This window comes from Natronosporangium hydrolyticum (genome assembly GCF_016925615.1).
GTDB lineage: Bacteria > Actinomycetota > Actinomycetes > Mycobacteriales > Micromonosporaceae > Natronosporangium > Natronosporangium hydrolyticum.
The window spans coordinates 4,149,177-4,163,817 of the sequence record NZ_CP070499.1; the positions used below are offsets into that span (position 1 = coordinate 4,149,177).

The 14,641-nt window shown below is 66.2% G+C and carries 4 protein-coding genes; 1 reads left to right on the forward strand and 3 read right to left on the reverse strand.

Annotated elements, in window-relative coordinates; translation table 11 throughout:
• Positions 1-9: 9 nt before the first annotated feature.
• The 3 genes from JQS43_RS18645 to JQS43_RS18655 all read right to left on the reverse strand — a co-directional run bounded on the left by JQS43_RS18645 (position 10) and on the right by JQS43_RS18655 (position 13,976).
• Positions 10-6,735 carry a polymorphic toxin-type HINT domain-containing protein gene (locus tag JQS43_RS18645; RefSeq protein ID WP_239675673.1) on the reverse strand — a complete coding sequence of 2,242 codons (6,726 nt, stop codon included), beginning with the start codon at positions 6,733-6,735 and terminating at the stop codon, positions 10-12.
• 50 nt (positions 6,736-6,785) lie between these two features.
• Positions 6,786-12,722 (reverse strand): LamG domain-containing protein, encoded by a 5,937-nt coding sequence (locus tag JQS43_RS18650; RefSeq protein WP_239675674.1) that lies wholly within the window; start codon positions 12,720-12,722, stop codon positions 6,786-6,788.
• A 252-nt stretch (positions 12,723-12,974) separates the two neighbouring features.
• Complete coding sequence (locus JQS43_RS18655; RefSeq protein ID WP_239675675.1) at positions 12,975-13,976, reverse strand: alpha/beta fold hydrolase; 1,002 nt, start codon at positions 13,974-13,976, stop codon at positions 12,975-12,977.
• A gap of 68 nt (positions 13,977-14,044) precedes the next feature.
• Between JQS43_RS18655 and JQS43_RS18660 the strand changes: the two genes are divergently transcribed.
• Positions 14,045-14,641 carry a TetR/AcrR family transcriptional regulator gene (locus JQS43_RS18660; RefSeq protein WP_239675676.1) on the forward strand — a complete coding sequence of 199 codons (597 nt, stop codon included), beginning with the start codon at positions 14,045-14,047 and terminating at the stop codon, positions 14,639-14,641.

Sequence of the window (14,641 nt, forward strand, 5' to 3'; positions counted from 1 at the left end):
CCAGGTGGATCAATTTAAATCCCCAGGAAGGCCGTTGAAGGACTTCATCCCGCCATCTAGGTTGTAATAGTTCAGAATGCCATGCTGTCCGTGGGTAATGGCAAACTCGCCCGTCTGGGGATCGTAGTGATAGGTCTTCCCTGAGACCGAGTTCGTTCGCCTCACAACGCCTGGCCTGCCACCATCGCACAAGCAAGTGAGATCAATGGCACCCTCGGCGTACTCCCTCTCGGATTGAGCACCCATCTCCGTTCCGTGTTTCTTGTGCTTTTCGGCTAGGCGGTTCGAGCCTGACCACGTATTGCAGTTATGAACGAGTATGGGTGTATCACCGGCTATTACATAGTACGTGTGGATGTCGGCGACTGTCAGGTTGTACACGTCCGCGGTGGTGGTGTACTGCTCGGTGGAGGTGATCTGGGCCTGGGTGCCGGCGGCGGTTTGCAGCCACTGGCCTTCCTGCAGGTCGGAGGCGTCGAGCCACTGTTGCGTGGAGGCGACCCAGAAGGGGTGTCCGTCGGTGGCCACCACCGTCATCGTGGCCTCGGTGGTGGTCGGGCCAACGATGTCGATCGTCACCTCCACCAGTGCCTTGTCGCCGTCGCCGAAGATGGTGGCAATGACCTGTTTCGCCTCGGTCTGGCCGGTCTCAGGGTCAGTAGCGAGGACGAGGTCACCGACCTCGACGTCCTCGATCGGTGTGGTCTGACCGTTGGCGAGCAGTACCGCGGTTCCGGGCAGGAAACTGTTGACTGAACATTTCTCGGCGCGTCGTAGCACGTCGTCGGCCCATCTGGTGTTGTCGCGCCAGCGCATCACCGCCTTGCCGGCGTCCCAGAACGAACCGATGATCTTTTTGGCTTTGAGGACCTTGCCCCAGGGCAGGGCACCCACCAGCGCCCAGGCGCAGGCGCCGATGTCGCCCTTTTGTACGCAGTCGAGGATGTCGTTGATCCCGAAGAACTCCATCAGGATCTCGCCACCGGCGACCAGAATCACATCGAGCAGGCTCTGTTCTTTGATTTCTTGGGCTCGGATGACGTCCGGGTCGTAGGCGGCGGCTGCCGGTGGCCCGCCCGAACCGCCGCCGCCACCGGCGCCGATTGAGTTGCCGCTGCTGCCCCGGGCGGCGGTGCTGCTACCTGGGCCACGGCCGCAGCCGCCGGTTGCCTTGCACTGGTCCCGGTTTTTGACGCTGCCGTCCGGGTTGTGATACGAGCAGTCGCCGTCGATGCACGGCACGCCGTTGACGCTGGTGAACAGCCCTGTCGGGTCGGTATGGGTGATGGGGTTGTTGTGGGCGTAGGCGTAACCGTTGATCTGCTGGTCGTCGTCCAGCGCGATGATGGGGTCGGCAGACAGAAAACGACCGGTGGTGGGGTCGTAGCTGCGGGCGCCGATATGGATCAGCCCGGTCGGGTCTTCGATGCCGCCGACGAAGGATTGCTGCCCTGGCCAGGCGTGGGGCGCCGGTCCGCGGGGGTTGCCGTAGGGGTCCATCCGGCGGACCTGCTCGACGGCGGTGAAGGCGTTGACCGCGTGGGTGGTGGTAGTGCCGTGGTGATCGGCTCCCATCCAAACCCAGTCGGCTACATCGCTTCCGGTGCAGGTGGCAACCACTTGGCCGTTGTGGGTGAAGTACCGGGTCGCGTCCAGGGTGTCGGTGGTCTTGTTCCAGGTGAGCTCAGTGTGGGGCAGGTAAGCGGTGACCTGGTCACCATCGTCGCGGATGAGCCGGCTACCGTCGGCGTCGTAGACCATACGGATGGTGTCGCCACCATCATCAACGGACTCGATCCGGCCTTCGGCGTCCCACTCAAGCGTCTGGACATGGCCGTCGACGTCGCGGCTGGTGGTGTTGCCGGCCTGGTCGTAGGTGTAGGTGATGTCCTGCCCCGCGCCGCTGTTGGTGGTGACTTGCTGCAGGGTGTGGGGTTGCGACTGCCCAGCCTGAGGATAGCTATACGTGCGGGTGACCGGGCTGGTGTTTGGTTTCCGGAGGGTTTCGGAGGTGCGGTTACCGGTGGTGTCGTGATCGTAGGAGTGCCAGTACGGCGCCGGCCCACCCAATACGTTCATGCTCGGGGTGCTGGCGCACTGCTCCGTGTCGCCCTGCGCCCACGCCTCAATCAACCGCCGGTTGTGGTCATACTCAAAGCACTGGAGCTCGTGGTTGCCTGGAAGCCCTTCGGGTACGTCGGCGATAGACAGGACGTTGCCCGCGTCGTCATAGGTGTACCGCACATCGGCGACGAACGGGATGCTCGCCTCTCGGGTGAAGGCAGTACGTTCCAGCCGGCGGGTGTCCTCCTCATAGGCGAACGCGTGACCGGCCTGCCTTCCACCCGAGCTTCCGAGCACACGGGACTGGATTTCATTAAAGGGCGTGTATGAAGCCTGGTCGACGATTACAGTGGTGCCGTTATCGTCGCCGTGGAAGATCAGCTGGTCGGGGTTACCCACATGGTCGTAGAACCGGGCCAGTCCACCGCCTTCGACGTCGCCGGCGCTTTGGAACCCGATCCCGCTGGACTGCCCGTTGGGGTAGTAGTTCTGACTAACCCAGTGCCAGCCGGCGAGTTCTCCCTCGGCCTGCGGCAGGGTGATGGCCTCCAAGGCCGACAGGCCGAGCGCGTTATAGGCGTAGGTCTCGGTGACGTAGGCCTCGCCGTCGTGCCAACGGGTGGCCTTTGCCGGTAGGCCGATGCCGCCAATCGCGGTGTCGTACTCCCAGTCGGCCAGCAGAGTGCCGGAGCCGGTGTGGCGGGTGACCTGCCGCCCCAGGTCGTCGTAGCTGTTGATAGTGGTCTGGCCCCGGGCGTCGGTGGTCGAAACGACCTGCCCGGCGGCGTCGTACTCGGTTGTGGTGGTGCCCGCGTCCGGGTCGTGCGCGGCGGTCTCCCTGCCGCGTAGGTCGTGCTGCCAGGTCCACTGATTTCCCGCCTGGTCGGTCATCGTCTCCAGCCGACCGGCCGGCGAATAGTCGTAGGTGAGCGCGTCGTAGCTTCCGCCTGGAGTATTGGACTGGTAGGTCCGTCGTTGGGTAATCCGGCCGCGAGCGTCGGTGATAGTGGCGCTCGCGGGGGCGCCATCGGGCGGCTGCACGGTAACCATGAACCCGCTGCTGGTGCCGCCGTAGCTGGTGGTGGTGCGCCACCGCTCCTCATGCTTGTTGTAGAAGATCTCGGCTGTGGGACGGCTGGCCCCGTCGTAGAGATATTCGAACCGGCGCGCCGACTCGTCCTCCCGCGCCCGCACAATCGTGGTGTCCGGCGGATCGTCGTTGTAGTTCGGACCGAAATCTTCCTCCACCCGCCCCTGGGTGTCGTAGACGGTCTCGGTGACCAGCCGTCCGTGGTCTGCGGTCTCGGCCTGGATCTGCCGCTCGCGAAGCAGCGAGTCGAACAGCATCACCTGGACGACGTAGTCCCCGGCGTGGTTCATGGTCTGGGTGGTCACCGCCGACGGCGCATTGTCCCGGACCAGGTACTCGAACTGCAGGTTCGGGCTCTGGCTGCCCTTGTTTCGTCCCGGCAGCCACACACTGGTCGAGCGTCCCATCGGGTCGTAGGCCAGATCAGTACGGCGCCCGTTAGGTTCGACCGTCGCCACCGGAGCGCCCCACGCCGGCTCAAGTTCGGTGGTGGACTGGTGCCCCAGCGGATTGGTGGTCGTCTGTTCGACCAGTGGTCCCGGCCCGGCCGGGGTGTAGCTGGTAGTCGACGTACGCTCCAGCGCGTCAGTTGCCTCCACCGCCCGGCCCAGCGGGTCATGGCTGGTACGGACCGTGGTGACATAGACCGGGCCGCTATCCCAGTCGTCGAGCACATCCACCCGGGTGGCCAACCCCTTGCTCGGGGTAGCCCCGTGGGTGTTGGACCCGTCGTAAAACGTGAGGGTGTCGGAGACAACATCGTCTGGCCGCGACGGTGACGTGCCGCAGGGCACCGCGACCGTCTCCGACCGCTTGACCGTGTTTCGGATCCACACGCTGCTGTTAGGCGCATACTCGATACGTTCGCAGTACTCGTCACCCGAGTGGGCTACGTCGCCGAGGCTGTTTACCTGGGTGACCCGGCCTTCGTTGTCGAAGCTGGTGCGGGTCTCGGTGCGCTGCCACGCAGACGAGGTCAGCCGGGTACGGGACTTCTCCACCGTCAGGCCGGTCAACCACGCGTCTACGCTGCCGCCGTCGTGGTCCCGGTCCCGACGGGCGGTCCGGCGCCGCCAGAACTCATACGTCGCACCTTCGACCACGGTTGACCCGTCGTAAGACAGGTTCTCCCACACCCGACCGGCTAGCGCCTCATGGTCGGTGACGGTATTACCCTCCGCATCCGTAAGACTGACACTGCGGGTACCACCCGAGGGGAGCGGCTGGCCATGCATGCCGCGGTAGAACCGGCTGCGGGTACGGGTCTGCGGCTGCGCCGGATCACCCACCCGGGTGGTGACTTGCGCGAACCCACGCCACTGGTTGTAGGTGCGGTGCTCATCCTCGGTGAACTCGGAGTCGTCGAACGCCCACAGCACCGATGTGCCGCCACCAGAGGTGGCGTACTGGTAGTAGGTCTCCACCGCCGGCATCCCACCGGTGGTGTCGGTCTCCACTACCGAGGTCACCACATACTTGTGGAACCAGTCCTGGATCGGCTCGGTGTGAAACTCCGGGGTCCACCGGACCGGATAACACCGCATCGAGTTACTGTGCGCGTTGCTGGGAAGGTTGCCTGGCGTGCATTGTGGGTCGTCGTAGCCGACGGTGACGACAGAACCGGTCTCAGTCTTGATCGACGACATGCGCCACCGCCACATCACCGGCACCCCCGGCGCGGCATCCACCCGGTTCGGCAACGCCTCCCCGCCGAACTCCAGCTTTGGCAGCGACGCCTCACCCCCCACGTGGCCGGTGTGGCGAATCGACTTAAGCCACAACGTCACCTGCTCGTCATCGCCGTAATCTTTGAACTCATGCTCCAAATCCCAGGAGTCCACCTGCCGAAACCCGCTACCGTCACGAACCTCCGTGCGGACCCGGTTCAGCCGATCGGTCGAGAAGAACACTGGCGACAACTGCGTCGTGCACGGGGCGGAGTCACAGTGCAGATCCCAGGGAGTGTCCGGCCAGTTCTCCTCCTCCGGATTGGACGCAGATCCGCAGTCGTCAAAACACCGATATTCAGTATCGAACAGCACCCGGGCGGTCGCCGGCACGCTCGACTGCCCGTCACGTAGCCCATACTCGATCCGGACCAGGCGGCCAGCCCGGTGATACCCCACCCGATTGTTCGAGTCACCAGCCGCACCATAATGCCCCGTGGTGGTGGCGTAGAAGTAACGGACCATGTTGCCGTGCACATCTACGACCTTGTCCACCATCCACCGGTACGCCTGCCGACACGACGAATCCTCGAACGCGCTTTGACGACACGGCTCACCCGGATGGTTCCCGAACACCGGCATCGTCCACCGCGAACTCGACGCGGCAGCCTCCCCGGCGAAGTAGTACTGCGTACCATCCGGCGTCGTCACCCGCCACCGCTCACTCGTCGGACTACTGTGGGAGGCCGGCGACCCCAACAACTCGATACGCCAGTTGGTGTCCACGCTCGCCCGCCATACCCCGGTCGCATCATCCAAGACCAGGGTGGTGTTGGTGCCATTGAGCGACATCGTCACGCTGGCGCCGTCACCGTCCCAACACTGGTCTCCGGTTGCCTGCGGGTTGTTGCTGCCATCCTCATCCAACGAACAGGGCTTGTACGACCGCTCGATAAACCCTGGCTCATACGTCCAGCCGTCACCGGCCCACGACGCTTGGCTGTTCCGGCCGCTGGTCCGCCCGTCGTGCGACGCGCTGGAGTAGGTCAACGCCACCGACGGCACCGGCCCGTTGGCCGGCGGCACCCGCAACGGGTACGCATACGTGAACGCCCCGTCGTGCCCGCCCGCCGTCCACGACCCGGTTGGCTCCAGGTCCGTCGCTCGGTAGTCACCGGCGCCCTGCGATGACGCCAACGCTGTCACCGCGAAAACCCGCCCCGATCCAGCCCCATCATCAGCGTCGCTCTGCTGGTCGAGCTGAATCGAAGCCGACAACCGCTGCTCAGACACCTCGTTACGGGCCTCCACCGGACGCACCGCTAGACACTCCGCCGCCTGCGGAGTTGTGGCCGCGCAGGCTGGCAACTCCAACAGTTGGAGCCGCGACGCCCACCCGCCTCCGTACAAGGCAGCGAACTCCCCATAGTCCACCAACATCTCGGCCATGCCCGACCCGCTCGGAGTCACCTCAAACAGCACCCCCGCCACGCCGGCCGCCTCGGCGGTCGCCTGGTCGAACAGCTCTACCCGCGCCGTACCGGATGCGCGGTCACCTCCCCACGCTGGATGCGAGGACAGCGCACGCACTCGTACCGGCCCTTCATCGTCGCGCTGCTCAGAAGCCGACCAGCCCGCACCGAGATCGAACACCGATACCGCAGGTTCCGGAACGCTCGCGGCTGCCACGCCCTGCTCCCACACCTGATCCGCCGACGGGTCAACCCACCCAGAGCCCGCGGCCTCCAGCGCAGTCATCGCCACCGACTCATCGGTACGCAGCTCCGGCAGTTGAAGAGCCGACTGCGATTCCGCAGCCTCAGCCGCCGGCACCGCCACCACCATCTCGGCGAGCATCAGCACCGCAAGCGCGTAACCCGCCCGCTTCGGGAGACGACCGAGCACACTTGTCATGACAACCTGCTTCCTTCACTGCGCACCGACCGAAATGAGAAATTCAGAGATCAGAACGGACAGAAGCCGGGCACACCCGTCGACCGGCCCATCTCAAGCAGCCGGTCAGGATCGACGGTCGACGACCAAGCGGTAGCCATGTCCACCGCACCCTGGAGGTTCTGCGCAACCTGCCCATCGTCGAGCCCGGCACCGATGTAGAGCGAACCCGCAGCCTGCCAAGGCGCCGTTATACCCGAGCCAGTCGCTTCGAGCTGGCCGTCGACGTAAAGCCGTATCTCCCCAGCGGCCAGGTCGAACACACCGGCCAGATGGGTCCACTGACCCTCCTGAACCGCACCGGTTGAGGAGTCAGCGGCGACCCAAGCAGTGGAGTCGGCGTCCTCTTGCGGCATGGCGAACCGCCATGCCCCCTCCGGCGTCGCCTGCAGGTAAAACGCCGACCTGGTCTGCCCGGCCTGCGACAGCACCGTCTGGTAACCACCAATCGAGTCAACCTTCACCCAGGCGGTAACCGTGAACGACTCATCCGTCGTCACCACCGGGCCGGAGGTCACCGCGTGACCGGCACCCGACAGGTGCAGTCCAAGCGCGTGGAACGGGCGACACCGCTGGTCCGAAACCCACTCGTAGTCGACGCCATCGGTCCCCACCATCGTCAACGGATGATTGCCTCGCACGTCCTGACCGTTACCGTTCAGGTTCCACTGGGACAGCCACTCCACCGCCGGGTTGCCGCCGTAGGCGTGCGCCGCCTGCTCATCGGTGAGCGCACCGCGCCAGGTCTTGACGTCGGAGATCGCACCGACCATGTGGTTGAACCGGGAACCGTCCGCGGTGCCGCCGGCACCGATCAGCAACGTGTCCTGCCCCCGCCACGGCTGCGCCGGCCCGTTGTTGGACCCCGACAAAGCACCATCGACGTAGAGCCGCAACCGGCCCGCGGCAGGATCGAACACCCCAACCAGGTGATACCACTGCCCCACCTGCGGCGCCCCCGCCGACAACGCATGATGCCAATGCGCCGGCGCAGCCGCATCATTTGACGGCATCGACAACTGCCACCGATCAAGCGAGCCGTGATAGCCAAGGTTGAACGTGTTCACATGCTCGCCGCCCTGCGACACCACCGTCCGGAACCCGCCCTTGTCATCCAGCCGCGCCCACGCCGCCACCGAAAACGCCTGATCGGTCTTGACCACCGGGGTCTGCGCCTGCGCCTCGAGCCCACCGGGCAGCTGCATCGCCGAGCGTTGCCTGCCGTACTGGTCGTCGACGAACCCAACCCCGGTAGGGACCTCTACCCCGCGGACGTGGTCGGAAGAGTCGCGACCGTCGCCGCGCAGCTGCCAGTCGCCGGTCAGACCCGCCGGCAGCTCACCCTGATACGCCGCCTCGATCTCATCCACCGTGCGCAGCCCCTGCCACACCCCGACATGGTGGATCGCACCGTCGAAATAGTCCCAGGTGTAGCCGGAGTTGCGGGCCGAACAGCCGACATACATCGGCCCCGTGGCGTTCCAGGTCGCCCACGGGATAGCCCGCCCGTCCACCAACTGCCCGTCGATGAACATCTGCATATACCGGGCCGCGGGGTCCACCCGCACCGTGATGTGAGTCCACTGCCCCACCACGGGCGCCTGCGCCGAGAACAGACTGGCGAACACCTGCTCCCGGTCATCGTTCTGACCGAGCATGAACTGCCACTGGTCGCTGGCCTGCCGATAGCGCAGGTAGAAACCCATCCGCCCGTCACCGGCCGGCCCCATGACGGTCTGCCGCTGACTATTGTCGTCCAGCCGCACCCACGCCGAAACCGTGTACTCAGCATCAGTACGAACCACCGGCGCGGTGGTCGATACACAGCCCTCACCGTCAAACCCGAGTGACGTGTCGCCCGGCAGGCCGGCGTCGGCCTCCCAGTCGGCGCCGTTGCCGAACATCAACTCGTGGCCCTGCCCCGAGTCGTCGACCGCGTCGCCGTCCAGCCGCCACGCCGCCGCTGGCGTCGCCTCCACAAACCGGGCCGCGTAGAAGTCGAACACCGATCGGTTCGACAGATTCCCGGCGTTGTCCCGCGACCACACATACACCCACATGTGACCACCGGACTCGCTGGCGGTGAACGTCACCTCGGCCGTGCCCGACGACGAGGCAGACACCTGCTGCCGACGCACCTCCTCGTTGATGCCGAACTCGAACCGGTCCAGCCCCGAATGCGCATCCGACGAACGGAACCGCAGCGTCACCTCATCGCCCGCCGCGGGTGGATCACCGACCACCTCCACCGTCGGCGCGGTCGGCGAGGTCACATCCACCCGGAAATAGCACCACTGCCGCCAATCCGACGCCCCCGCCGAAGCCAGGTTGTCCAACGAACGCATCCGCCACCGATACGACCCGGACGAAAGCCGATCGGAGGTGGGAATCCGATGGTTCACCACCGTGTTGTGGTTCCGGTTGCGGGCGGTTTGCCAGCTGTAATGCGTCGCCGACGAACCGATCCGCCGAATCTGCAGATGCGCCCCCGTACGCCCATCCGGATCCCGCGGCACACCCGACAACGTCGGCCGCTGCGTGGTCAACCACGGACCCGGACCAGAGGTAGCACACCCACGCCCATCCGTCGACAGGTTGGTCGGCATCTGCGCGAACTGGTTATACACCACCTCCAACGCCAGACTGCCCGGCGCGATCCGCCGATACGGATCGATCGACGACTCCGGAGTCGAACGCAGCCCGAACGACAGCTGCGAATGCCCCGCGTTAGCGTGGGTCTGCACCCGAGAACGCACCGCCGACGCACCGAACGTCACACCCCGATTGGGCAGCCCACAGCCACTATTAGACGAGGCGACATTCTGCGACTGCAGCTGGTTCTGCCACCGCGACTGCATCTGATTCCACGTCACCCCAGAGGTGATCGCCGTGACATACCACAACTGCAACCCGTAGGTGCCGCATCCGGACGTGTGGGTCTGGGTGAGCTTCACCTGCGCCGAGACGATATGCCGCCCACTCAACCTGTTGATGTTGAACCGCACCGCCGAACGCCACAGCCCGCACGCGTCCTGACACGGCTGACTGTTCGGCCAGTTACCCAACCTGCCGACCCGCATGCCACCCTGCCGCGGCCACGCCGAATCATCGGTCCAACCCCGGCCAGCCTGCTGCTGATGCACACTCGCCCAATGCGTATGCCTGCCAGTAAACGGCGGGTCGATCATCACCGGAAACTCGACATCCGGATCCGACAACAAATCCTGATCAGGCTCCACCCGCAGCACACCACCGTCGAGGTCCAACGGCATCTGCGCAATCCGACCCGGCGTCGGCTCCGGATCCCCCGACCCCTCACCCTCGCCACTGATCCCCGCACCCGACTCGGCAGCCACCGGCTCCGAAGAGTCCCACATATACGCCGCCGGCGACGAAAACACCGCCTCACCCGCACCATCGCGGACCATCACCACACCATCGGCATCCTGCAACAGATCGAACCCGTCCCCCGCGGTGATGCCCACCTCAACCGCCGCCAGCTCCGGCGACACGGCAGCCGCAGCCGACTTCACCACCAGCACATACGAAAACCCGTCCACACCGGCGGTCACCTGCAGATCCACCTCGTCGAACACCTCGGGATACGTGACCGTCTCCCCATCGACCACCGGTGTCGGCAGCTCATCAGGCCACCACAAGGACACTGACCCACCATCAGGATCCGTCGCCGTCACCAACGGATCAGCCTCGCCACCAGCAGAAACCTCGACCTGCGACACCGCCACCGAGGTCACCAACCGCCCCTGCCCATCCGCCTCAAAGGCGGGGTCCACCTCCGCCCACTCACCATCCTCATCGTGGGCCCACCGCGGCATCGTGTACTGCTCGGCCACCAGATTGCCATCCGGCCGAGCCACCACCCGCATACCGAACTCCCGCTCCGACAGCGCCTCCACCTCGGCATCACACACCTGCGCCAACAACAACGCCATCGACTCATCCGCGGCCTCCAGCAACTCCTCCCCCGAGGCCGGCACCGTCACCGGACACTCCATCGGCTCCTCAAACTCCGCCGGCGGCTCCACATCCACCAACGAATCCACCCGAAACTCACACCACCCAGACCAACCACTACTCACACCCGAATCCGGATGCTCCGAACGCATCCGCCACCGATACTCCCCATCCGGCAACGACTCCGCCACCTGCCACCCCACCGGCTCCCCCGAGGCAAGCACCTCCGATATCCACGACTGCAACGGCTGCGACCCACCCAACGTCCGCAGCTCAAACTCCGCCACCACCGTGCCCTCACTATTGCGGGGAACACCCGCCAACACCGGCAACGCACCAGACACCCGCGAACCAGCCGGCGCCAAACACCCCACCCCACCGGTGGACAGATCAGTCGGCACCGCCACCACCGGCGTGTAGTTGACCGTCAACGCCAGCGAATCCGCATATCCCGTGGCCCGAGCTGCGCTGTGCTCGCCGTAGGCATCCAAGCCCAGGGTGACGACCTCACCCGAAGAATCGGCCTGGTGCTGCAGCAGACCACGCAGGTCAGCACCACCGACCGTCATGTCTCGACCACCGCCCGCGCCGATCACATCGACACCACCGCAGGTTCCAGCTTCCACCACAAAATCGGGATAGGGCGCCGTGGCGAGCCGCCCGTCGGCAAACCAACCACCGCTCGTCGAACTCCAGGAGGTCGGCACCTCATCTTGGACGAGGGCATCGGATCTGCCGACCTCGACAAAGACTCTGGCGGACGCGTTGCCGGACGCACAGGTGTGTACATGTCGCACTCTCAACCCGAGTTCCGCGCTATTAACTACCGATGACCCGATCCCGGCGACGTCGAAACTAGCCATCGAACGCCAACTGAGCCCATCTCTGCTGTCATACCCCATCCGGATTCGTCCACCGAACCCGTCACGTGGCCAGGCGTTGTCGTCCCACCAGGTGGTGTTGCTGTACTGGCCATCGGCGACCACCGTCCACGCCGTCTTAGCAGCAGAGAAGGTGGGATCGATCGTCACTGGGAACGCCACGCTGGGGTCGGAGAGAAACTCCACGTCAGTCAGGACATGGAGGACGTCGCCATCGAGCGAGAGATCCAGATCTACCCGCTGTCCCGGTTGCGGATCGTCCTCATGCCTATACTGGGATGCTCCCCACTCCGGGTTCCCCTGTGCTAACGATGCCTGCTGCTCGATGTCCAGACCGGCAACCGACGAGTCCCACATCGCCGCGCCCGGGGCACCGAACACCACCTCACCGTCGGGGTCAACCGCCACTACCCCACCAGTCGGCTCCTGGGCAACCTCCAACTCCTCCGCCGCCAGCCGAACCCCCACATCGGCCAACTCCACCGCCGCCGCCTCGGCCGAGTGCACCACCAGCATGTAGGCGAACGAGTCCACGCCCGCGGTGACCCGCAGGTCAACCCCCTCGAACACCCCCGGAAAGGTCGCCGACGCGCCCTCGACCGCGGGCTCAGGGAGTGTGTCCGGCCAGGTCACGCTTAACCAGCGCCCTGCCTGATCGGTCGCCCGCACCAGCGCACCGGCACCACCACCAGACACCTCAATGTCGACCACCGACGCTGCCGTAGTGAACCCGCCCGCACCATCCGGCACCAGCTGCGGGTCAACATCCACCCACTCCCCCGCCGCATCCCGCGCCCACTGCGGCCGCAGATAGCTCTCCAACGTCACCGAACCATCCGGCTCCGCGACCTGCCGCTGCGTCGGGCTCCGCCCAGCCTCGATCTCCACCGACTCGCCACACTCAGCCGCCAACCGCGCCGCGGAACCATGGTCCCCGGCCGTAAGGCCATAAGGGCCTTCCTGCGCGGCGCACAATGTTGACGGTGCACCGTCCGGACCCTGCGCTAACGCCGGCTGCTCGACCGCCACCACCAGCACCAGACACAACAAAGCCGCCGTCCAACGGACGACGGCAGACCGGAGAGACCTCACCACCCGTCGATATCGCCGCCCCACAGGCGCAGCAACCAACCACACATCGGCAGGGTTACCCATGTGACAGAGTCCCTTCAGGTCAGATCCCCCGCCGGAAAGGTTGTCCCAGGACCATAAACGGCCTACAACAGCAGGCGCAACCCCAACCACCCTCCGTAGTCGCACATCGGACATCAGACCCAAACTGCCCCCTGGTCGTCACTCCATGTCAAGGCAACCGAGGAGTGTCGATGTGACAGCAGCGGCTGGTTAGGAGTTCCGCTCGAGGAAGGCGTCGAGGTCGTCGGCGATCTGCTCGGGGTGTTCGCCGTTCACCGCGTGCGAAGCTCCGTCGTAGAGGTGGACGACGCCGTCGGGTAGGGCGCGTTCGGCGGTGGCGGCGGCGCGCTCCGCGTCGTGCATGACCGAGTCGCCGGCGATGATCGCGAGCACCGGCACGCCCAACCCCGCCAGCTCGTCCTCGCTGATCCTGCTCGGCTGCGGCAACCGGAGCCGGTAGTGCTGCATCCCCGCCTCGATCATGTCGGCGACCGGCACGTCCTCGACCTCGGCGCCGCCGGCGGTGTAGGAGTTGAAGCTGTCCCGCCAGGATTTCGGCAGCCACGGCAACGACGCAGGGATAGACCGCACGATCGTGCCCAGCGGCATGTCCGCAAAAACGAAGACCGGGTCGACAGTGGTCACCGAGGCGACCGTGGCCGGTCGATGAATCGCCAGGTTCACCGCAGTCCAGCCGCCGATCGACATGCCGACGATGTGGAATTCTGGCTCGGGCAGCGCCTGCAGGGTCTGGTGCAGCCATTCGGCCTGGTCCGCGTCGTCGCGGATCGGGCGTTCCTGCACGCTCTTGCCCGGTTCTCCGAGCAGGTCGATGGTGTAGACGTCGCCGATCTCCAGCAGCAGCGGGAGGTTGTCGGCCCACACCGGGCTGGCCGCGGCGCGCCCCGGCAGCAGGACCAGCGGGGCGGCGGCGTCGCCGGTGCCGGCGAACCGGTAGACCCGCACCACCCCGAAGTCGGTGCGCACATCGTGGGTCTGCTGCGGCTCGGGCAGGTCGGCGAAGGCCTCGGTGTAGGCCGCCAGGTAGCGGTCGTGCCCGTCGGCGCTGTCCCAGTGCCCGACCGGAGACGGGCTGCGCAGCGCGAAGACGCCGGCGACGAGCAGCAGCACCAGCGCCGCCCCGGCCGCCACCAGCACGGTCTGCCGGCGCCGCCAGCGGTGGCGCGGCCGTCGGGTCGCCGGCTCACTCATCAATCTTCCTCCCCACGACACTACTAACCGATCGGTCAGTGATTCCACCGTACGGTAAGCTGGCCGCCATGACAACCGGACGCACCAGCCGCGGCGGCGGCGAGCCGACGTTGACCGAGCGCGCCCGCCGGGCGCAGCTGATCGAGGTCACCATCGAGCTGGTCGCCGACAAGGGGTACGCCGGGGCCTCGCTCTCCGGCATCGCCGAGCGCGCGGGCATCACCAAGGCCGCGGTGCTCTACCACTTCCCCACCAAGGCGGCGGTGATCCAGGCCGCCCACGGCCACGCGCTCACCGCCCTGACCGACGAGGTGGCGGCGGCGGTAGCGGCCGCGCCGGTGCCGGAGCAACCGGCGGCGTACATCCGGTCGATGATCGGGCACCTGCGGGAGCATCCCCGCCACACCCGGATGATCGTTGAGGCGATGAGCCACGACGGCGGCGACTACGACCCGGCCGACCGGTGGCGGCCGCTGGCGGAGATCATCACCGCCGCGCGGCTGGCCGGCGGGACCGTCGGCGGCGGCGACCCGCGGACCACCGCCATTGTCATCGGCGGCGCGGTCGACGCCATCGTCGCCGAACGGCTCCACGACCCCGGCTACGACACCTCAGCCGCCGCCGAGCAGCTGATCACCCTGGTCTACCGCCGGGAAACCGGGTAA

Coding starts and splice junctions, on each gene's coding strand:
- JQS43_RS18645 (WP_239675673.1), bottom strand. CDS start 6,735: ATGACAAGTGTGCTCGGTCGTCTCCCGAAGCGGGCGGGTTACGCGCTT.
- JQS43_RS18655 (WP_239675675.1), bottom strand. CDS start 13,976: ATGAGTGAGCCGGCGACCCGACGGCCGCGCCACCGCTGGCGGCGCCGG.
- JQS43_RS18660 (WP_239675676.1), top strand. CDS start 14,045: ATGACAACCGGACGCACCAGCCGCGGCGGCGGCGAGCCGACGTTGACC.